This window comes from Halobellus ruber (assembly GCF_014212355.1).
In the GTDB taxonomy this organism is placed as follows: domain Archaea; phylum Halobacteriota; class Halobacteria; order Halobacteriales; family Haloferacaceae; genus Haloquadratum; species Haloquadratum rubrum.
In genome coordinates this window covers 283,621-303,688 of record NZ_JACKXD010000001.1, presented here as the reverse complement: position 1 = coordinate 303,688, position 20,068 = coordinate 283,621, and the positions used below count along the sequence as shown (strand labels likewise).

General features: G+C 66.6%; 17 protein-coding genes. 12 read left to right on the top strand and 5 right to left on the bottom strand.

Annotation, left to right across the window (positions count from 1 at the left end; all coding sequences use genetic code 11):
• The first annotated feature begins 60 nt into the window (after nt 1-60).
• Nucleotides 61-1,536, top strand: a complete 1,476-nt coding sequence (locus H5V44_RS01585; protein ID WP_185191384.1) for a replication factor C large subunit — start codon at nt 61-63, stop codon at nt 1,534-1,536.
• Between the two features lie 83 nt (nt 1,537-1,619).
• On the opposite strand, the gene H5V44_RS01580 is transcribed toward H5V44_RS01585, so the two are convergent.
• Nucleotides 1,620-2,156 carry a hypothetical protein gene (locus H5V44_RS01580; protein ID WP_185191383.1) on the bottom strand — a complete coding sequence of 179 codons (537 nt, stop codon included), beginning with the start codon at nt 2,154-2,156 and terminating at the stop codon, nt 1,620-1,622.
• A gap of 66 nt (nt 2,157-2,222) precedes the next feature.
• Complete coding sequence (locus tag H5V44_RS01575; protein WP_185191382.1) at nt 2,223-3,056, bottom strand: COX15/CtaA family protein; 834 nt, start codon at nt 3,054-3,056, stop codon at nt 2,223-2,225.
• 110 nt (nt 3,057-3,166) lie between these two features.
• Between H5V44_RS01575 and H5V44_RS01570 the strand changes: the two genes are divergently transcribed.
• Both H5V44_RS01570 and H5V44_RS01565 read left to right on the top strand, forming a co-directional pair.
• On the top strand, nt 3,167-4,330 hold the full coding sequence (locus H5V44_RS01570) for a M24 family metallopeptidase (RefSeq protein WP_185191381.1): 1,164 nt from the start codon (nt 3,167-3,169) through the stop codon (nt 4,328-4,330).
• An 89-nt stretch (nt 4,331-4,419) separates the two neighbouring features.
• Nucleotides 4,420-6,663, top strand: a complete 2,244-nt coding sequence (locus H5V44_RS01565) for an NADP-dependent malic enzyme (RefSeq protein WP_185191380.1) — start codon at nt 4,420-4,422, stop codon at nt 6,661-6,663.
• A gap of 25 nt (nt 6,664-6,688) precedes the next feature.
• On the opposite strand, the gene H5V44_RS01560 is transcribed toward H5V44_RS01565, so the two are convergent.
• Complete coding sequence (locus H5V44_RS01560; protein WP_185191379.1) at nt 6,689-7,339, bottom strand: reverse transcriptase-like protein; 651 nt, start codon at nt 7,337-7,339, stop codon at nt 6,689-6,691.
• A gap of 98 nt (nt 7,340-7,437) precedes the next feature.
• On the opposite strand from H5V44_RS01560, the gene H5V44_RS01555 reads away from it, so the two are divergent.
• Both H5V44_RS01555 and H5V44_RS01550 read left to right on the top strand, forming a co-directional pair.
• Nucleotides 7,438-7,953, top strand: coding sequence for a CBS domain-containing protein (locus H5V44_RS01555; protein WP_185191378.1), 516 nt, complete (start codon nt 7,438-7,440; stop codon nt 7,951-7,953).
• Nucleotides 7,954-8,171: 218 nt separating this feature from the next.
• A complete protein-coding gene (locus H5V44_RS01550; RefSeq protein ID WP_185191377.1) occupies nt 8,172-9,101 on the top strand; it encodes an EamA family transporter in 930 nt (309 codons plus the stop codon).
• A 40-nt stretch (nt 9,102-9,141) separates the two neighbouring features.
• On the opposite strand, the gene cmk is transcribed toward H5V44_RS01550, so the two are convergent.
• Complete coding sequence (gene cmk / locus H5V44_RS01545; RefSeq protein ID WP_185191376.1) at nt 9,142-9,753, bottom strand: (d)CMP kinase; 612 nt, start codon at nt 9,751-9,753, stop codon at nt 9,142-9,144.
• A gap of 344 nt (nt 9,754-10,097) precedes the next feature.
• Between cmk and H5V44_RS01540 the strand changes: the two genes are divergently transcribed.
• The 7 genes from H5V44_RS01540 (at nt 10,098) to H5V44_RS01510 (ending at nt 16,275) form a co-directional block, all read left to right on the top strand.
• Entirely contained in the window at nt 10,098-10,376 is a 279-nt protein-coding gene (locus H5V44_RS01540) for a hypothetical protein (RefSeq protein WP_185191375.1), read from the top strand.
• A gap of 97 nt (nt 10,377-10,473) precedes the next feature.
• Nucleotides 10,474-11,049, top strand: coding sequence for a DUF1684 domain-containing protein (locus tag H5V44_RS01535; protein ID WP_185191374.1), 576 nt, complete (start codon nt 10,474-10,476; stop codon nt 11,047-11,049).
• Between the two features lie 150 nt (nt 11,050-11,199).
• A complete protein-coding gene (locus tag H5V44_RS01530; RefSeq protein ID WP_185191373.1) occupies nt 11,200-13,719 on the top strand; it encodes a histidine kinase N-terminal 7TM domain-containing protein in 2,520 nt (839 codons plus the stop codon).
• A gap of 17 nt (nt 13,720-13,736) precedes the next feature.
• Nucleotides 13,737-14,159 carry a CBS domain-containing protein gene (locus H5V44_RS01525; RefSeq protein ID WP_185191372.1) on the top strand — a complete coding sequence of 141 codons (423 nt, stop codon included), beginning with the start codon at nt 13,737-13,739 and terminating at the stop codon, nt 14,157-14,159.
• 6 nt (nt 14,160-14,165) lie between these two features.
• Nucleotides 14,166-14,771 carry a response regulator gene (locus H5V44_RS01520; RefSeq protein WP_185191371.1) on the top strand — a complete coding sequence of 202 codons (606 nt, stop codon included), beginning with the start codon at nt 14,166-14,168 and terminating at the stop codon, nt 14,769-14,771.
• A 166-nt stretch (nt 14,772-14,937) separates the two neighbouring features.
• Nucleotides 14,938-15,084, top strand: coding sequence for a hypothetical protein (locus H5V44_RS01515; RefSeq protein WP_185191370.1), 147 nt, complete (start codon nt 14,938-14,940; stop codon nt 15,082-15,084).
• 24 nt (nt 15,085-15,108) lie between these two features.
• A complete protein-coding gene (locus tag H5V44_RS01510; RefSeq protein ID WP_185191369.1) occupies nt 15,109-16,275 on the top strand; it encodes a M24 family metallopeptidase in 1,167 nt (388 codons plus the stop codon).
• 96 nt (nt 16,276-16,371) lie between these two features.
• On the opposite strand, the gene H5V44_RS01505 is transcribed toward H5V44_RS01510, so the two are convergent.
• Nucleotides 16,372-19,794 (bottom strand): tetratricopeptide repeat protein, encoded by a 3,423-nt coding sequence (locus H5V44_RS01505; RefSeq protein WP_185191368.1) that lies wholly within the window; start codon nt 19,792-19,794, stop codon nt 16,372-16,374.
• Nucleotides 19,795-20,068: the final 274 nt, after the last annotated feature.

Here is a 20,068-nt window from a genome sequence, read left to right as displayed (position 1 = left end):
AGCCGTCGGGGAGCGGACGGCCCCGCAACCACTAAATCCGGGTCACGCCAAGGTCGGATGATGACCGACTGGACCGAACGGTATCGCCCGTCGACCCTCTCGGAGGTCCGCGGGAACAACAAGGCCCGCGACGCCCTCAAGGAGTGGGCCGAGACGTGGGACGACCACCGCGAGCCGGTCGTCCTTCACGGCGCCCCCGGCGTCGGCAAGACCTCCGCGGCTCACGCGCTGGCGAGCGATATGGGGTGGGAGGTCGTCGAACTGAACGCCTCCGACCAGCGCACCGCCGACGACATCGAGCGGTTCGCGGGGCGGGCTTCGAGGAACGCCACGCTCGCGGGCTCGGTCGGCGGCTCGGGGGGCGGAACCGGGAGCGACGGCCGCCAGTTGATCGTGCTCGACGAGGCCGACAACATCCACCACCAGTACGACCGCGGCGGCAAACGCGCGGTCACGGACCTCCTGAAGGACGCCAACCAGCCGATCGTCCTGATCGCAAACGAGTACTACGACATGTCGAACGGCCTGCGGAACGCCGCCCGGGAGATCGAGTTCCGCGACGTCTCCGCGCGGTCGATCGTCCCCGTCCTCCGGGACATCCTCCGGAAGGAGGGAATCGAGTTCGACGAGGAGGCCCTAGAGCGAATCGCCGAGGCGAACGACGGCGACCTCCGGGCGGCGATCAAGGACCTCCAGGTCACCGCCGAGGACCGCAGCCGGATCACACTGGAGGACGTGACCACCGGCTCCCGGAACCGCGCGGTCGGGCTCTTCGAGTTCCTCGATACGGTTCTGAAAGAGGAGGAGTCCGCGGAGGCGGCGCTCCGGACCGCCTACGACGTCGACGAGACCCCCGAGGACCTGCTTCAGTGGGTCGAGGACAAGGTGTCGCTGGTGTACGAGGGCCGGGAACTCGCGCGGGCCTACGAGTTCCTCGCGAACGCCGACGTCTGGACCAGCCGGGTGTACGCCACCGACTACGACTACACGTGGTGGCGGTACGCCACCGACAACCTCGCCGGCGGGGTCGCGGCCGCCCGCGACGGCACCTACGGCGGGTGGACGCGGTACGGCGGCGCCCCCTACCGGTCGACCCGGGATTCGACCCGCGACGAGGTGGTCCGGGCGATCGCGGAATCGGGCGGCTTCTCGATGACGACCGCCCGCCTCGACGTGCTCCCCTTCCTCTCGGCGGTGACGCACCACTGCAAGCCCCGGGAGCTGACCGTCGCGATGGCGGCGTGGTACGACCTCGACGAGGCCGGCGTCGCCTACGTCACCGGGAGCGGGGAGACCACGAACAAGGTGCAGTCGATCGTCGAGGACGCCGCCGACCTCCGGGCCGAGCGACTCGAGGACAACGCCGAGGGGGCCTTCGCGGGCGGGGACGGCGTCGAGGACCCTGCCGAGGCCGACGTGCTCGACCGCGAGGAGACCGGCGAAGACGGCGGGAGCGAGGAGACCGGCGAAGACGGCGGGAGCGAGGAGGACGCAGCCGACGACGACGGGCAGGCGGGGCTGTCGGACTTCATGTGACGGCCGGTGCCGTACGGATCGGCGTGACGGGGCGGTCGTCGCCTGCGCCGGCAACGGCCGGGAACCGACCGGGGCGGCCCGTATCAGGCCGTCGACGAGACCCGCTCGGAGCGTGCGGCCGCCCGTTCGAGGACGACCCCGCACAGCGCCGCGGGGACGGCGAGGACCGCCCCCGCCGCGGCGGCTTCGGCCCGGCCGGTGGACACGAGCCCCGCGGCCGCGCCGGCGACGCCCCCGCCCGCGTAGCCGGCGGTCGCGTACCACACCCCGCGTCGCCACGTGAGGTCGCCGGCAAGGACGGCGAGGACCGCCCCCGCCGCGATCGGTCCGCCTTCGGCGATGCCCGCGACCGCGAGTCCGACCGCCAGCGCTCCGGCGGTGAACCGGAGCAGCCCGACCACAGCCGGGAGCGACGGAGCCGGGCCGAGCGGGGCGGCGACGACGAGCGCGATCACGGCGCCGACGATCCCGACGGCGTGGACCGCGAGGAGGCTCAGTTCGATCCGGAGCCCGGTGGTTCCGGCGACGGCCAGGCCCACGCCGGCCAGAAGCGGCAGCGCGATCAGGACGGCGATAACCACGAGGAGGGCGACGAACCCGGCGCCGGGGACGTTCGTCATACCGGAGTGAAACCGGGATCCGGTAAGTGTCTTATCGGGGAGGCGTACGCCGTCCCTCCCGAGAGGTCAGTCGTCCGTGGGAACGCCACGGGCGCCGCGGCCGCCGCCGGCGTCGCGGAGGCAGTACCGTGCGGCGGCCACGAGTCCGAGCGCCGTTGCGGCGCCGCCCACCGAGACGTACTGGAGGGTCCCGCCGTACACCAGTCGGCCGGCGACCAGCAGCGACACGACCACGACCGCGGCAGCGACCGCGAGGTACCGGACGCGACGAGTGGCATCGATCCGACCGGCGCCCGCCGACCAGACCGCCGCGGTCAGCAGTGCGGCGTAGGTCGCAAGCCCCGCGAGGTAGTACGCCGCCTGGACCGTCGGGCCGAACGTCACGAAGGTGTGCGGCGCCAACACCAGAAGTACCGGAAGGAGGCCGCCCGCCGCCGTCAGGGCCGTCCGAACCCGGGCGGCGTCGGCGGCGTCGGTCCCGTAGGTCCAGGCGGCCGCGAGGGCGACGCCGGTGAAGATGATCGACGCGGTGCCGAAGTGTGCGAGCAACACCGCCCACTGGTAGGTGGTGACCGTGAGCGCGCCCAGCGCGATCTGGGAGGGAAGCAGGATCGTCGCCGCCGCCAGCGACAGCCGGACCCGGCGGTCGGCGCCGCCGCGCCACGCGACGATCGTGGTGCCGAGGATCACGAACCCGGCGACCATCGCGACCAGGCGGTGGAACCACTCGATGAAGCTGCTCCAGTTCGCGGGGAACAGGCCGAGAAAGCCGTCACAGAGCGGCCACCGCCCCGCGCAGGTCAGCCCCGCACCCGTCGCCGCGGTGTAGATCCCCAGCACCATCAGCACACCCGTGAGGGCGGCGGAAACGCCCACGAGCCGGCGGAGACGCGTGTTCATATTCGGGGGTCGGAGTCCGAGGCACTTACGGGTTGCTGTCGGCAGTCGCCGGCCCGTGGGAGCCGGTGGTTCCGTCACGTTTCAAGTGCGGCTGGCGACAGGGTGAGAGTATGACCGGGGCCACGCCGGGTGACGGGACCGACGATTCGGACACGGACGGGGGAACCGACGCACTGCTGGCCGACCGCCGCGAGCGGCTGTCGGCGTTTCTCGACCGCGAGGGGCTCGATGCGGTCTGGTTCGGGAAGCCCAACTCCTTTGCGTGGCTCACCGGCGGGCGCAACGTGGTCGACCGCGACGCCGACGTCGGGGTTGCGGCCGCGGGCTACCTTCCCGAGAGGGGGTTCGTCGTGATCACGGACAACATCGAGGCCGAACGGCTGGCCGACGAGGAGGTGCCCCGAGCGTTCGACGTCGAATCGACGCCGTGGTACGAGTCGTCGCTGGCCTCGGCGGTCGCGGCGGCGACGCCCGGGTCGGGCGCGGCCGACTTCGACGTGCCGGGGCTCGATACCGTCGACGCGGGGCGGCTCCGCCGCCCGCTCTCACAGGAGGACGTCGAACGATACCGGGCGCTCGGCCGCGACGTGGCGGCGGCCGTAGAGCGGGTCGCGGTCGAACTCCGGCCGGACGATACCGAACACGAGGTCGCCGCAGGGCTGAGGGTCGCGCTGGAAACCCGGGAGATCGAATCGCCCGTGGTTCTCGTCGGGGGTGCCGAGCGCGCGCAGTCGTACCGGCATTTCACCCCCTCCCGCGCGGAACTCGGAAGCTACGCCCTGCTGGCGGTGACCGCCGAGCGCGGGGGGCGATACGCCAGCGCGACCCGGGCGGTCGCGTTCGAGGACGCCCCCGACTGGCTCGAGGACCGCCACCACGCCGCGATGCGGGTGGAGGCGACCGCGATGGAGGCGACCCGAGAAGCCACCCGCGAGGGCGGCACCGCCGGCGACGTCTTCGACGCGATCGCCGGCGCCTACGACGACCTCGGGGAGGCCGGCGAGTGGCGGAAACATCACCAGGGCGGTGCGGCGGGCTTCTCGGGTCGGGAGTGGATCGCGACCCCGGGCGGCGACGAGCGGGTGGAGGCGCCGATGGCGTACGCGTACAACCCCACGGTCCGGGGGGCGAAATCCGAGGACACGGTGCTCGTCACCGACGACGGCGTGGAGGTGCTGACCCGGACCGGCGAGTGGCCCACTCGGACGGTGTCGTCGTGTGACGGCCCGTTCACGGTGGAACGCCACGCCGTCCGCCGGCTCGGCGGGGAGTAGCGGCCCGCGGCGAGGCCGACGGTGTTCGTCATTCGTCGAACCAAAGTTCGACAGACAGCCTTTTTTGTGCCCGCGTTGTCGCCGGGGGTATGGGACTCGACGACGACGCCAGAGAGTATCATCGGGCGGAGCCGCCCGGAAAGATCGAGATATCCACGACGAAGCCCACCAACACCCAGCGGGACCTCTCGCTCGCGTACTCGCCGGGCGTCGCGGCGCCGTGTCGCGACATCGACGCCGACCCCTCCCGGAGTTACGAGTACACCGCGAAGGGCAACCTCGTGGGCGTAGTCTCGAACGGCTCCGCCGTGTTGGGTCTCGGCGACATCGGTGCGCAGGCGTCGAAGCCGGTGATGGAGGGAAAGGGCGTGCTGTTCAAGCGGTTCGCCGACATCGACGTCTTCGACGTGGAACTCGACCTCGACGACCCCGACGAACTCGTGACCGCGGTGCGGGCGATGGAGCCGACGTTCGGCGGGATCAACGTAGAGGACATCAAGGCCCCCGAGTGCTTCGAGGTGGAAAAGCGGCTGCGGGAGGAGATGGACATCCCCGTCTTCCACGACGACCAGCACGGGACGGCGATCATCTCGGGGGCGGCGCTCCTGAACGCCGTCGACGTCGCCGGGAAGGCCCTCGACGACCTCCGGATCGTGTTCTCGGGGGCGGGCGCCTCCGCGATCGCGACCGCGCGGTTCTACACCTCGCTCGGCGTCCCCGAGGAGAACATCGTGATGTGTGACTCCTCGGGCGTCATCGGGGTCGACAGGGAAGGGATCAACCAGTACAAAGCCGAGTTCGCCGCCGACATCGCGGCCGACACCCTCGCGGAGGCGATGGAGGGTGCCGACGTCTTCGTGGGGCTGTCGGTCGGCGGGATCGTCTCCCAGGAGATGGTGGCGTCGATGGCGGAGAACCCGATCGTCTTCGCGATGGCGAACCCCGACCCCGAGATCGGCTACGAGGCGGCGAAGGCGGCCCGCGACGACACCGTGATCATGGCGACCGGCCGCTCAGACTACCCCAACCAGGTCAACAACGTCCTCGGGTTCCCATTCATCTTCCGCGGCGCCCTCGACGTCCGCGCGACCGAAATCAACGAGGAGATGAAGCGGGCGGCCGCCGAGGCGCTGGCCGAGTTGGCGCGGCAGGACGTCCCCGACGCGGTGGTGAAAGCCTACGGCGACCAGCCGCTGCAGTACGGTCCCGATTACGTCATCCCGAAGCCGCTCGACCCGCGGGTCCTCTTTGAGGTCGCGCCGGCAGTTGCGGAGGCCGCGATGGACGCCGGCTGTGCCCGGACCGAGGTCGACCTCCAGGCCTACGAGGAGCGGCTGGAAGCCAGGCTCGGGAAGTCCCGGGAGATGATGCGGGTCGTCCTGAACAAGGCCAAATCCGACCCCAAGCGGGTCGCCCTCGCTGAGGGCGGCGACGAGAAGATGATCCGCGCGGCCTACCAGATGTCCGAGCAGGGAATCGCCGAACCGGTGTTGGTCGGCGATCCGGAGGTGATCGAACGCACCGCGGCCGAACTCGGATTGGAGTTCGACCCGGAGGTCGCAAACCCCTGGAGCGGCGGGTGGGACGAGTACGCGGAGCACCTCTACGACCTCCGGCAGCGGAAGGGGATCACGAGGCGTGAGGCACACGACCGCATCCGAAGCGACAGCAACGCCTTCGCGAGCGTGATGGTGGAGCGCGGCGACGCCGACGCGATGCTGACGGGGTTGACCCACCACTACCCCTCGGCGCTCCGGCCCCCACTGGAGATCATCGGGACCGCCCCTGACGCCAACTACGCCGCCGGCGTCTATATGCTGACGTTCAAAAACCGGGTGATCTTCGCGGCCGACACCACGGTGAACCTCGACCCCGACGCGGGGGTACTCGCGGAGATCACCCGCCACACCGGCGAACTCGCCCGGCGGTTCAACGTCGAGCCGCGGGCGGCGATGCTTTCCTACTCGAACTTCGGGAGCGTCGAGAACGAAGACACCCGGGAGATCCGCGACGCGGTCGCGGAGCTCCACGCCGACGACACGGTCGACTTCCCGGTCGACGGCGAGATGCAGGCCGACACCGCGGTGGTCGAGGACATCCTCGGCGGCACCTACGAGTTCTCACAGCTCGACGAGCCCGCGAACGTCCTCGTTTTCCCCAACCTCGAATCCGGGAATATCGGGTACAAGCTGCTCCAGCGACTCGGCGGCGCCGAGGCCATCGGGCCGATGCTCGTGGGGATGGACAAGCCCGTGCACGTGCTCCAGCGCGGCGACGAGGTGAAAGACATCGTCAACCTCGCGGGCGTCGCCGTCGTGGACGCCCAGCAGTAAGTTCGGGACGGGAACCGAACTCGCCTCAGTCGCTTGCTTCCCCGCCGAGCCGGGACGGCGGCGGGTACTGCGGGTCGCCCTCCTCGGCGGCAGCGCGGCCGCCCGGATCCGTCGATCCGGGCACCACACACCGGTCGGCGCGACGGTTCACGTGCGCGTAGTCCTCGGGTGCGTTCGCGAGCGGGTGGGCGGGGTTCTCCCGGCCGTCGATGCGGGCGGCTCGTAGTTCCGCGAAGCCCGCGATCCGGGCGCGGATCCCCCGCCAGTGGGACTCCCCGCCCGGGGGCACCTGTCCGCGACCCGTGGGGCGCCAGTCGGCGTCGCCGCCGGCGGCCAGCACTTCGGCGTTGACCGCGGCCGCGAGTTCGTCGTGGTCGACGAGGACGCCGATCCGCGCGTGGTCCGGGGTCCGGGCGGCGAGGACGTCGAGCCCGAGGTGGAGCGCGCGATACTCCGCGACGTTGTTGTCGGGGGCGGCGTCGGGGACGGAGACGCGGGCCACGCGGCTGCCGTCCCGGGTTTCGATCACGGCGCCGAGCCCGCCGCCGTCCCGCCGGTAGGAGCCGTCGGTTGCGACGTAGAAATGGCGGTGGTGGGTTCGCGGCGGGTGGGCGATGTGTGGCGTCGGCGCCTCGTCGAACAGGTCACGGAGCGTCGACCGGCCGTGAGCGGCCATACGTCCGCTTGCGAGCGGGGATTCATAAAGATATCCCGCAAATGCCCCCGGCTCCCGCCATCGACAGGATTAGACGGCAAGCCGACGAACGGCACGGTATGGCCCCTACCCCGACGCTGACGGCGAGCGACCTGATGACGACCGACGTCGGGACGGTCGCTCCCGACGACGACATCGGCGAGGTGCTCGGCCGGCTCGCCCGCGCGGAGTTCAACGGGTTCCCCGTCGTCGAGGACGGCCGCCTGGTCGGCATCGTGACCCAGCGCGACCTCGTCGGACTGTTCCAGACCGAGGACCGGACGCTGTGGATCCCGGTCGGGTTCCCACCCTTCCTGGAGACGCTCACCTACGCCGTCGACGTGTCGTGGGACGACCTCGACCTGGGGATCGACCTGCTGCGGAACACCGACAAGCCGGTCCGGTCGGTGATGACCACGGATCTGGTGACCGTCGACCGCGACGCCACGCTCGATGACCTGCTCGATCTGCTCGCCGACGGGGAGCGCGACGTCAACCGGCTGCCGGTGGTCGACGGCGACGCACTCGTCGGGATCGTGGCCCGCCAGGACGTGCTCCGGGCGCTCCGCGACGAGCGCCGGGCAGGTGGGGCGTAGCGGGTCGCCGCCGCGGCTTTCGGCGGGCCGGCAGCACCGACCGATCAGAACGGGTCCTCGCCCCGGCGTTCGTCCAGTGCGTCGGTTATCAGAAACGCCTCGTCGTCGGTGGGGGTCGGTAGGTGAACTCGTCCATCGGGTCGGAAAGACCGGCCGGAGAACAAAAACCGCCGCTCCAGGAACGAAACGTTGAGGGCGGCCGGAACCGGAGTCCGGCTGTGAGCCGGTACCGAAACCTGTCGCTTTTCCTGCTTTTAGCGACCGTCTGGGGCTCGGCGTTCGTGGCGATAAAGAGCGGGCTGACCTACTTCCCGCCGGTGCTGTTTGCGGCGTTCCGATACGACATCGCGGGGGTGTTGATGCTGGGCTACGCCGGCTACGCAACCGACACGCCGATCCCGCAGGGCCGGGGCCAGTGGGCACAGGTCGCGGTCGGGGCGACGCTGATCATCGCTGGCTACCACACGCTGCTTTTCGTCGGCGAGACCGACCCCGCGGTCACCTCCGCGGCGGCGGCGGTGATCGTCAGCCTCAGTCCAGTGCTCACGACGGGCTTCGCCCGTCTCTTCCTCCCCGACGAACGGCTGACGCTCGTCGGAATCGTCGGTCTGTTTTTGGGGCTCGCCGGTGTCGTGATCCTCTCGAACCCCGATCCGGGCAACCTGCTCGCCGGCGGCGCGGTTGCGAAACTGCTGATCTTCGGCGCGGCCACCGCGTTCGCACTCGGGTCGGTACTGACCCGCCGGATCGGGGCGTCGCTGCCGATCGAGACGATGGAAGCGTGGGCGATGGTCGGCGGGGCGCTCATAATGCACGGCGTGAGCCTCGGGGTCGGGGAGTCGGTCGCCGAGGTGGCCTGGACCGTCGAGGCGGTCGCGGCGCTCGGCTACCTCTCGGTGGCCGCGAGCGCGCTCGGCTTCCTCATCTACTTCGACCTGCTCGACCGACTGGGGCCGATCCAGATCAACCTCGTCTCGTACGTCGCGCCGATTTCGGCGGCGCTGGTCGGGTGGGTCGTGCTCGCGGAGGTGCCGACGATCACCACCGCGGTCGGCTTCGTCGTCATCTTCGCGGGGTTCGTGCTGGTGAAACGGCGGGCGATCCGGGCGGAGCTCCCGCGGCTCCGGCGACTGGTGTCGCGGTCGTGAGCGGGACAGCGACCGGCCGCTCGGGTGCCAGCGGCCCCCGCTACAGGTCGACGTCCTCGGTCGGGAACGCGCCCTCGTCGACGTCCGGGTCGTACTCCTCGATCGCCGTGAGGATCATCTCCAGGGTCGCTCCGGGGCTCCACCGGGCGGTGTTGATCGCCAGATCGTAGAAGGAGCGGTCGTTGATGTCGATGCCGTAGTACGACCGGTACCGGCCGGCCTCGCTGACCTCCCGGACGCGCATCTCGGCTTCCATCTCCTCTCTGCCCGCCGTCCGCTCGACGCGCACCTCGTCGGGGGCGTCGAGCCAGATCCGCAGGTCCGCGCGGTTGCCCGCGAGCCATCCCGCGAGCCGGGATTCGAGCACGAACGGTTTGTTCGACGCACCCCACTTCTCGGCGATCGTCCGGAGCCGCTGGTCCAAAGCACGGTCGATCTCGTCGGTCTCGTCGGTCTTCGCGATGAGTTGCGACAGCGACATGTCCCGGTCGTCGGCCAGCTCCCGGAAGATGTCGCCGCCGGAGACGTAGCCGCAGTCGAGCGCCGTCGACAACCCCTCACACACCGTGGTGGCGCCGCACCCCGGCGGCCCCGAGACGGTGATGAACAGGTTACTGTCGACCGACCGTGGCGGGAGGTCGTCGTCAGTCATAGGCGGGGGTTATCGTCCGCGCACTAAAAGCCGCGGGAGACGGGCGATAGCACGCCTGTGAGTGTCACACAGGGCTGTCCGGCTCGTGGCGACGACTCCGGCGAAGTGTAGTCGTACTGGGGTCGCGTCCGCGCTCGGCGCAGTAGACCCCGGGTGCGATCACGGGGCTGCGGTTCCGGACGACAAACGCCCTTTACTCCGCGATCGGGGCTGCGGTTCCGGACGACAAACGCTCTTTACCGGTTCGGGAGAGCATAAAACGTCGCGAAAACTGTCTAAATTCGGGTGAAACCACGACAACGCTCTGGCGGCTATATGATCCCCCGGACTGTATGTCGGGGTAGATGTCGAGTTTCAGCCCTCCGTTCGACTCCGACCGCGCACGTCGGGTTCGCGAGCTCATCCGATCGCCGCCCGCGGAGCTCTCGCAGCCGCTCGCGCACCTCGCGGCCCCGCTCCGGTTCGTGGCCTTCTGGGTCGCGGTTGCGCTGCCGTTCCTCTACCTCCCGTTGCTCGTCGGGGGCCTCGAAGGGGGCCAGCCGGCCGCCTTCGCCGCGCTGCTGGCGGCGAACGCCGTTGCGCTCCTGGTCGGCCACGGCTACGGCGCGGAGGCCGACACGTAAGCCGTCGCAAGGCGTCGTCTCGACCCGACGGATCGATCGGATCCGAGGCCCGTCGTCGGACCGTTAGACGTTACGGTACGGACAGTGAACGGGAGGTATGGTAGACACGCAGGACGACCCGGCCGACGGCTACGTCGCCGACCTCCGGGCGAACCGCGAGGAGAAAGACGACTTCCTCGCCGAGCATCCGCAGTCGCCGATCCCGCCGGAGCACCGGGAGGCGTTCTCGGGGCTCGAGTACTTCGATCCCGACCCCGACTACCGGGTGGCGGCGTCGGTTGCCGTCCACGACGACCCCGAGCCGGTGCCGATGGAGACGACCGCCGGCAACGAGGTCCGGTACGTCCGGATCGTGACCTTCGCCTTCGAGCTCGGCGGGGAGGACCTCGAACTCCACGGCTACAAGCAGCGCCCCGACGACGACGAGGAGGCCGTGTTCGTGCCGTTCCGCGACAAGACCACCGGCCAGGAGTCCTACCGTGGGGGCCGGTATCTCGAACTCCACCCCGAGGACGACCTCGCCGACGGCGACGTGGTCACGCTGGATTTCAACCTGGCGTACTCGCCGTTCTGTGCGTTCAGCGAGACGTTCTCGTGTCCGCTCCCGCCCGAGGAGAACTGGCTCGACGTGGCGGTCCGGGCCGGCGAACGCGACTGGTCGCCAGGGGAGTAGGGATACATCTCGCATACGTCTCGTCTCAGCGCGCCCCTCATATTTGAGACGAAGCCGCTCTACGACCACACTCCAGTTATCAAACCTTGTTTTTCGTCCAAACGGTATTAGTAGATTCAGTGACTAGTAGGTCCGAAGGGTGACCTCACGATGGGGCCGTGGCAGTTCTCCGTGTTTCACATCCCGATACTCGTCGGCGCGGTTGCGTCGACGCTTCTGAGTATCATAGCCTGGCGACACCGTGAGTATCGGTACGCCCGGTCGCTGATCGTGCTGCTGTTCGGGGTCACCTGGTGGTGTTTGACCTACGTGGTCGGGCTCGGTACGACTGTCCCTGTGGTGAAACGTCTCGTGTACAGTCTAACGTATCCCGCGGTTGGGCTTGTTTCGATCGCGTGGTTCGTGTTCGCTGTGCAGTACACCGGCAGACTGCGGGTCCCGACGGGACGAGAGCTCGCTGCCTTAGGGGTCATCCCTGCCCTGACGGCGGTGGCTGGGTTCACGAACCAACACCACGGGTTACTGTGGTCGTCGGTCGATGTCGTGTCACGGGGGCAGCTCGCAGTCATACAGACAACCCCCGGTGTGCTGTTCTGGGCGCACACGGTACAGTCCTACGCCCTGGTAGGACTCGGAACCGGGTTCATCGGTATACTAGCACTCCGGTCCGACAGGGCGTACCGGTCAGAGGCAGTTGTGCTGGCAGTGGCCGCCGCCGTTCCGCTCGGCGTGAACGTTCTGTACCTTGTCGGGGTCACGGGTACGGTAGACCTGACACCGGCGGCGTTCGCGCTGAGCGGGACTGTGCTGATCGCCGCGGCCTTCCGCGACCAGTTTCTCCAGACGCTGCCGCTGGCCCGTGAGATCGCGCGCGATGAGTTGATCGGGCGGATGACCAGCCCCGTCATCGTGGTCGACAAGCGCGCGCGAGTCGTTGATATCAACCCAGCAGCGGAGTCACTGGCGGACGCGACGACCGACGTCGTCGGCTCTCGCATCGAGACGGCGTTTCCGGACATTGCGGCGGCCGTGGACCTACGCGACGGATCGACCCAGCGGACGGAGATACGCCGGACGGATCGGAACGGGGAGCGGCACTACGAGGTGGAGACGCTCCCGCTCGACCGTGGTGGCGGAGCGATCAGAGGACACCTGTTGCGGATGCACGACGTGACGAAGCTGAAGCGGAACCAGCGGGAGCTCGTCGAGGAACGGCAGTTCATCGATCAGGCCCTCGACGCGCTGGACGACCTGTTCTACGTCATCGATGCCGATGGCAGCCTGTGCCGGTGGAACGAGCAGTTTGCCAGGGTAACCGGCTACAGCGAGCCGGAACTGGAGGGAATGGACGCGGTCGAGGTCTTCCCCGAGGAAGAGCGGGAGCGAATCGCCGACGCCATCCAGGCAACGTTCGAGGGCGAAGAGCTCCCTTTCAAGGAAGACGTGCTCGTTGCCGACGGCGACACCGTCGAGGCGGACCTGCTTACCGCCGACGGCGAGCGTATCCCGCACGAGTTCACCGGGGCGCGGCTGGAGGACGAGGACGGGAGGCTGACCGGCCTCGTCGGGATCGGGCGTGACATCTCGAAGCGAAAGGAGCGTGAACGTCGGCTCAGAACGTTCCGGGAGGCGGTCGAGCACGCCGGCCGTATGATCTACTGGATGGACAGGGATGGTACCGTCGAGTACGTCAACCCAGCCCTCGAGGCGCAGACGAAATACGACGCCGCCGACCTCGTCGACGAGCAGACGTTCCCGCTGGCGAGTAGAGCGGAATCCGAGGTGTCGGTCGACGACATAGTGAACACGCTCGTCCGCGGTGAGACCTGGCGGGCGGAGTTCACGATGTGCCGGAACGACGGGGAGCGTCGGACGGTCGATCAGACGCTGAGGCCCGTCTACAACGATGGGCGGATTGAGCGGTTCGTCGGCGTCGCCGGCGACATCACGGAGAGAAAAAGGCAGAAACAGCAGCTCTCGGTGCTGCAACGGATCATGAGACACGACCTCAGGAACAACCTGAACACGATCCTCCTCTCGATCCAACTAGCCAGACGGGAGGGGACGAACGACGCGGCCGGGGAGCAGCTCGACGCCGCCGAGGAGCAGCTCGACGCCGCCGAACAGACCGTGAACGAGACGCTGTCGCTGATACAGGAGGTCAAACAGTTCAAGCGGACGTTCGAAGCCGGGGAGGTGGACGAGGAAGTCGTCGACATCTGTGAGGTCGTGCGGGAGCAACTGGAGGTACTGCGCGCCGAACGGACGGCCCTCGAAGTGTCGGACGACCTGCCCGAGACCGCCCGTGTCGTGACCAATAGCCTGATCGAACGGGCGGTCAGGAACGTGCTCACGAACGCGGTAGAGCACAACGACGCGGACACGCCGGAGATCAGGGTCGCACTGGTTCGACGGCAGGCGGACGACGAGGTCGAACTCCGTATCGAGGACAACGGACCCGGGATCCCCGAGGAGACGATCGAGGTCCTGAGCGCCGAGCGTGAGAGACAACTGGACCACCTGAGCGGGTTCGGGCTCTGGGCGGTGCACTGGGTCCTGACGGTCTCCGGTGGGCGCCTCGGGTTCGCGGAGAACGAGCCCCGCGGGACCGTCGCGAAGCTGGTGTTACCGGCCGCACAGCCCGCCGATCAACCACACACGAACAACTGATGCTCGTCAAACACGTTATGACGGAGGACGTCGAGACGGTTCCCCGGAACCGGACGCTCGACGAGGCGGTCAGGCTGATGCTCGGCAACGGCGTCGACCACGTGTTCGTGGTCGAAGACGGGGAGCCGGCAGCGATGGTGACGCGGCGGAAGGCGCTGATGGCGTGTTACAAGACCGACGCGCCGGTGAGCGAGATCCCGATATCCGGCTTCTCCCGGGGGCTCGAGTCCAGAGTCGGGCCGAACGAGACGGTCCTGATCGCCGTCGGAAAGCTCCAGCGGGCGAATCTGAACTGTCTACCCGTCGTCAACGGAATGACCGTCGAGGGGGTGCTGACGAAGGACGACGTCATCAGCAACATATCGAGTATAACAAGTGATATGATAGAGGGCAACAAACGGAAAGACGAGTGGACAGACTCCAGCTCCGACGGGGACTAACGACATATGCCATACAACATCGAAACCGTACTACTCGTCGAGGACGAGACGCGGCTCGCGGACCAGTACGCCGAGATACTGGGGACCGACTACGAGGTCGTGACGGCGTACTCGGGCAACGAAGCGCTCGACGTCGTCGACGAGTCGGTGGACGCGGTGTTTCTCGACCGCAAGATGCCGGGGCCGTCCGGGGGTGAGGTTCTCGCGCGACTCCGTGACCGGGGGTACGACTGTCCGGTCGCGATGCTCACTGCCGTCAAACCCGACTGGGACATCATCGAGATGGGGTTCGACGACTACCTGCTCAAGCCGGTCGACATACACGACCTCCACGACGCGGTGGGGCGGCTCGAGGCGCTCGGGGCGATCGAACGCGAGACGCGCGAGTACATCCGGCAGAACGTCAAACAGGCCTCGCTCGAGGGCGAGAAGGACGCCTCGGCGCTCGCGTCGAGCGAGGAGTTCGAGGCGCTCACGTCGGACGTTTCGGAGCGGAGCGCCGAACTCGGGGACATCACGGCCGGTCTCTCGCAGTCGGAGACCCAACTGATCATCGACACGATCAGCCGGGGGTTGGAAGCGGGACGGGGCGACCCACCGGACGGCGGGTAGAGAGCGGCCGGGGAGGCGGGCCCGAACCGTCGGTCGCGACCCCCGAGCCGGGGCGGCGGTCCGGGCGTCGCCCGGGTCGTCCGCCCTCGCCGCTCAGCCGGGACGGCCCGCGGGGGCGACGTCGACCCGTCGAAAGGGGTTTGCGTCGGACGCCGTAGGGTGAGGTATGGACCCACGCGTCCGCGAACACGCACGGACCGTCGTCGATCACTCCGCCGGAATCGAGGCGGGCGAGCGCGTGCCTCCGGGGGCTGGGACGAGTGGGGAGAATCATCCTGACGTATACAGCGGACGATGGTATCAGTACAATTAAGTTACCATCTCACGACAAAGGGGTATGGGCGAAATGTCCGTTGAGGACCGTCTTGATCGGATTCTCACTACAGAAGAACTCAACGCTTTTGTCCAATACAAGGAAGGCTCGGACACGAACCACAAGTACCTCACTGGATTCCAGGCTTCTGATCCGTTCACCTACCTGCGGTACGAGAACCGGTCCATCCTGCTGGTCGCTCCGGTCGAGAAGGCCAAAGCGGAGAACCAATCGACCGCGGACGAGGTCCGGTCGACCGCGGAGTTCGTCAGCGGCGACGTCAGAGACGATATCGAGGCGGAGGCGTCTATCATCGCGGATTTCGTCGGCGAATACGAGATCGAACGGATCGGAGTCCCCAGGGACTTCGACCTATACCTCGCCGAGAGGCTGGAGGACGAGGGGTTCTCCGTCCGCACGGTCGATGATGTCGTGATGGAGGCACGGAAACGGAAGTCCGAGTCGGAACTCGCACACCTCCGGGATGCTCAGCGGGCCACCGAGAGGTCGATGGAACGGGCACAGGAGATCATCCGGGAGAGTTCAGTCGTCGACGGGGAGTTGTTCTACGGCGACGAACGGCTCACCTCCGAACGACTGCGTAATCACATCCGTGAGTTCCTGATGGACAGACAGTGTGCGTTGGACGAAGCGATCGTTGCGTGTGGGACACGGAGCGCCGACCCCCACGATCGTGGGTCCGGGATACTGCGTCCGGACGAGCCGATTCTGCTCGACATCTTCCCGCAGCACGAATCGGGATACTGGGGCGATATGAGTCGGACGTTCGTGAAAGGAACACCGCCCGAGGAGTTCCAGGAGATGTACGAAACGACCCGCGAGGCGATGGACGCGGCGCTCAACGTGCTGTCGGAGGGTGCAGGTGTGACCGGTCAGTCGGTACACGACACGGTTTGTGACGTGTTCGAATCCGCCGGCTACCCCACGATCCGGGACGGTGACGTCGACAGGGGACTGCTGCACTCTACAGGCCACGCGATCGGCCTCGACTTACACGAACCGCCACGGCTCGTGCAGGGGGCGGGCGAGCTTGAGGAGGGATACGTGCTGACGGTCGAGCCTGGACTGTACGACGACGACTACGGCGGCGTCCGAATCGAGGATATGATCGTTGTAACCGAGGACGGCTACGAGAATTTCAACCAGTTCGCGTACGATTATCAGGTTTGACCGCGGACATCGACGAGATCTGGTTCGATGATGCGCCGATCCGTTCTGTCCCGGGACGCCTCGAAACGACCCCCGGGCGGTTCACAGTGTGTCCGTCTAAAGCTCCCGTACGTCCTCCAGGTCGTCGTCGAGACCCTGCAGTAGACGCCGACCTCTCGTCGTCGCGCCCGCGCTCTCGAAGTGAGTCATCGACTTCCGGAAGAGATCCCTCGCCGAGTCGGGTTCCTCGCGTTTCAGTGCGAGTTTGCCGCGTCCGAAGTGACACCGTGCACGACCGTACCGGTCGCCGATGTCCTCGAAAGTATCGAGTGCACGGAGATACTGCTCTTCCGCTCGATCGTACCGTCCGGTGGCCAGCGCGGTATCACCGAGGAGTCTGTTCACCCGCGCTTTGCGCCGGGTGTTCCCCATCTCCGAGAAGAGACGTTTGCTCTCCTCCAGACAGGCTCTCGAGACCTCGTACTGTCCCCGCCGTCTGGCTACCGACCCCAACCGACTCAGGACGTACGCCCTGCTCTCGACGTCGTTGACCTCCTGAGCGATGGCTCCGCTCTCGGTGTAGCGGCGGACCGCTTCGTCGTAATCACCACGGTACTCGGAGACCAATCCTAATCCGCCCAGCGCTCTCGACGTACCCGCTTCGTCGCTGATCTCCTGTTTGATCTCGTGGGCCTCGCGGAACAGTTCCTCCGCAGTATCGAGTTCCAGCCGCTTGACGAGGACGCTTCCGAGTTCGATCAACGAGTCGGCCCGCCACTTCCGCTCGTCCAGATCCTCGAAGATTGACAGGCTCTCGGAGATCTTCTGCTCGGCAAGGTCGAGATTCCCGCGGTTCTTGGCGACGACGCCCTTCGTCCGAACCAGTTCGCCGAGTCGCCTGTCGTCTTCGATCTCGGTGAGAATCTCGATGCCCCGGTCTACCTTCTCGAGCGCCTCGTCGTACTCTCCCTTCAGGGAATGGACTGTGGCCGCGTAGTTGGATGAGATGGCAATACCCCGCTTGTTCCCCATCTCCTCTTTGATCGTACGGGCCTGTTCGAACCGCTCGAGCGCCTCGTCAAGCTCCCCTTGGCGCTTCTTGATCGTTCCCAGGTTGTGGACGAGCCACGCCTCACAGTGGATGTCCCCGACTTTGCGTGCCTTTTTGCGCCCCTGTTTGTAGTAACTCTGGGCGTCGGAGTAGTTACTCTGGTAGCGTTCGACCTCCCCGAGGTGGTTCAATGCCCGTGCTTCGCTCCGTTCGTCACCGGCCTCCTTCGCGTTCTCGCGGCTGTCTTGGAGTCGGCGCTCGGCTTCGTCGAAGTTACTCAGGTCGCGGTGGACCAATCCGATCGTGTTCAGCGTCGTCGAGATACTACGGCTGTCCTCCCGGTCGCGGAACACGTCCAGTGCCCGTTCGAGTTGGTCGAGAGCACACTCGAAGTCGCTTTCGACCCAGTGGATCCGGCCGAGATGGAACCTGGCGGACGCGACGCCCGAGTCGTCGTCGACCTCCTCGAACATCCGGATGCTCTCCTCGACGTGTCGACGGGCCTTGTCTATCTCGCCGCGCTCCCGCTCGCTCGCACCGATGCAGTTCCAACAGCGGCCTTTGATCTGCTTCTTTTCGCCTTCCGGGATGTTGTCGATGTCCTCCAGTAGCCGGCTGGCTTCCTCGGACTCGTCGCTGGCGAGTTTGAAGTTGCCGCTGCGGAAGTGCATAACCCCCTTCCAGAGGGCACTTTTGGGCGCTATCGAAGGGGTACAGACGTCGGGTAGGTGATCAGTTCCGTCGAGACCCGTCTCCCCGTACAGTCGTGAGAGTCCGGGCTGCCGTTGGCCGAGTCTATATATACTCTCGACGATGTTGTCGGCGGTCGCACGCGGGCGGTCATCGATCTGCTCAAAGAACGCGATGTTCCGCTGCCGGAGCCGTCGTCTGATCTGTCGACGTTCCTCCGCGCTGTCGAAGATCCCGAAAAGGGCCTTCAGACACCCGAAGAACTCCCAACTGGCGTCCCGCTCGCCGATGATCTCCGGGAGTTCCTGCAGGTACAAGGTCGACCAGAACTCGTGGGTCGTCCGTAACGTACCTGTCTGGTCGGTTATCACTTCCTCGTCCGTGGAGAACACCAGTATCCCTTCGTACTGCTTGAGGAGCTCGTTTATCCGCCGGTGGTCCTCCTCGTCCTCGGCGAGCACGTAGAGCAGCTCGGTCCGAACCCCGACGTCCGCCGCGTTCAGCAGGTTGAGGAGGATGCCGAACTTGAGCGAGAGGTGATCGTCGTCGGAGCTCTCCTGTTCCATAATTACGTTCTGCACCGTGTTCGCGAGCGATGTGACCCCCTTCTCGCTTTGATCACCGACTTCGGGTTCGAGCGTGTAGAAGGACAGATGATAGGACAGCTGAAGCATTTCACCGACCCCCGTGCTGGATGCGACTTCCTCGTATATCTCGTCAGGAGAGTCGGGGACAGTCGAGTCCGTGGTCCGCTCGAAGTGCTCGATGATACGTTCACACTCCCGCCTGTCGATACGCGGCAACGTGTGTATCTCGAGATCGCTCTCCTTTATCTCGCGGAGACGGTGGGTCGGCCACTCGATGTCCGGCCGGTGCCACTCGCTGTCCCGCGAGTCCAGGAGGAACGCGACCGAATCGTCGTTCCGGAACCGGTCTATCAGATAGAATATGTTTTTGGCTTCCTCCCGGATCGCGTCCTCAACGACGACGAGAGTGGACCCCTCGGCTTGGACGATCTGCTCCTCCAAGATCCCCCGCTCGTTCAGCTTGGCCGAGCGGTCGCTTTCCCGGTAGAACACGTCGCCCCTCCTCTCTTCGTACCACTGGCAGGCGACCTCCTTGCAAACCGTACTCTTCCCGGACCCGGACGGGCCCAACAAGGCGCAGTCGGTCCCTTCCTTCAGGGACTCCGTCAGCTTCTCCGACAGTTTGAACCGATCGCCGTCAGAACTCCCGGCCTCGCGGCTGACAGCGTAGCCGGCGTTCACCTCCGGGAGCTCGAACCCCGTTCGCCAGCACTTCTCGGGTTGTGCCGGAGGGTAGCGAGTAAAGTACGTGTCGGACAGGTGGACGAACCCCTGGTTCTTGAGTTCCGCCTGTTGCACCCTATCGAGGCGTCGCTCGTACTCCTGTAGCCGCTCGTTCATCGCCTTGACGCTCCGGGACAACTCGAGGTCGGCCTCCTGGCTGAGCACGTCTGCGAGTTCAGTCCCGGCGACCTGGTGGTTGAACTGCGTCAGTACCCGTCGGTAGACGTCGGCGACGATCGGTTCGACATCTTCGACATCGACACCCGAGATTCCGGCCCCCTCGGTCAGTCCCGTGGTCACAGCGGAAGCGATCCGGTGGACGGTGTCGGTCTCGGACTCGAAGACGAACTGGACTTCACCCAACTCGTCGGCAACGACGTCCCAGTTTTTTCTGATATCCGCTTCGGAGACGTTCGGGTGTATCGTCCGGAGTTGCGTGATGAGTTCGTCCCGCAGAATTTTGTTAAATTCCGTGCTCAACTCGCTCAAATCGTCGGAAAATTCGGGCTGTTTTAATACTTCCTTGACTTTCTCTCCCCCCGTCGCCGCCCCCTTCGCCAAGCCTGCGGCAACGAGATTAATAGTTATAGGCTCAACGACCATTATTGTCGTTCAATAAAATATCTGGCAATATAAATATTCACGTCGGTGGCGTGAATCCTCGCAGAGAGGGCTGAACGGACTAAATTCGCCTCCTGGACGCGAACGAGGACTCGGTCGCCGGTGTCGGCGGCGGGGTTATTTATCGAAACCGAGAGTTCCT